Raw genomic sequence first — 1254 nt, 5'->3', positions numbered from 1 at the left:
TGCGCTGCATAAATTTAGAATTTGCCGGCAAGCTGCGAAGTTTTTAAATTTAAATCTCGGCGCCAAAGCCGCAAATTTTATCCGCAGCCCAAAACGTGGTCTAAAATTTTAAAATTTAATCCGCGCCCGCAATCTTGGGCATAAAATTTTTAGCAAGAAACAGACGCGTAGATTTTAAATTTACGGCGCGGCACAAAGCGCAAAAGCAAAAAGCGCCGACCGAAAATCGCGAAATTTTAAAATTTAAAGCCGAAATTTTAAGCGAGGGGTTGCGGGCGCTTAAAATTTTAAACGGCTCGCTTAAATTTACAAAGTTTAATCGAGCAGAAATTCCTTCTTATCGACGGTGCCGCGGTAGTGGATGGCTAGCGTATCGTCGAAAAATTTATCCAAAAAGCCGTCCTTTTTAAGCTGCGCAAGATCGGAATTGATAAAATCCAAAAGCTCCTTGTTGCCCTTCTGCACGGCAATGGCGTTGAAGGTTTGGTTTCCGAGCCCATCAAGCGCGACTTTGGTTTTATTATCTATGATCGCATACGCCCTTAAGATGAGGTTATCGTCGGCGTGCACGGCGTTTTTCGTCCTTTTAAAAGCATGGTAGCACTTCGCCGAGCTCTTGCAAAATTTCAAATTCTTTCTAAAGCCCTCTTTTGCTAAAAAGTTGTGGATGGGCGAGTATTTTATGACGAAAATTTTTCTCTGGTGAAGCTGGCCTAGGCTCGTGATATTATCGTCTGCGTGCGCCAAAATACCCACCTGCACCTTAAAATACGGATCCGAAAAGTCCACCCTCTGCGCGCGTTTAGGCGTCGGAGTAAATGTAGCTACGACCATATCGACCTCATTTTTTTCCAAAACGCTCATCCTTCTGTCGGTCGCGATGTGGATAAATTTGGTCTTGCCGGGATTGTCGCCGAAGATATCTTTAGCGATTTTGCCCGCTAGCTGCGCCTCAAAACCCACGAATTTGCCGTCCGTAAGGGAGCTGAAAGGAGGCTGGTTATTATATACGCCTATGCGGATGACGCCGCTTTTTCTGATCTCATCCAAACTGTTTGCAAAAAGAGATACGCAAAGTAAAGCCGCCGCAATGAGTATTTTCATCTTTTCTCCTTAATCTATTTACGTGGAATTCGGTGGCTAATTATAAATGAAAAGAGATTATACTCAGCTAAAATCAGGAATTTCGCCTAAGTTTTTTGGCTAAATTTTGATGAATAATTTTATTTAGAATTTAAAACGGCGCCGCTTTTT

1 protein-coding gene is annotated in these 1254 nt (G+C 42.8%); it reads right to left on the bottom strand.

Annotated elements, in window-relative coordinates:
• Positions 1-315: 315 nt before the first annotated feature.
• A complete protein-coding gene (locus tag Q0236_RS11450) occupies positions 316-1104 on the bottom strand; it encodes a transporter substrate-binding domain-containing protein (RefSeq protein WP_297918111.1) in 789 nt (262 codons plus the stop codon).
• Positions 1105-1254: the final 150 nt, after the last annotated feature.

It is taken from the genome of uncultured Campylobacter sp., from assembly GCF_938031315.1.
Taxonomy (GTDB): domain Bacteria; phylum Campylobacterota; class Campylobacteria; order Campylobacterales; family Campylobacteraceae; genus Campylobacter_B.
This window is presented reverse-complemented; position numbering and strand designations above follow the sequence as displayed.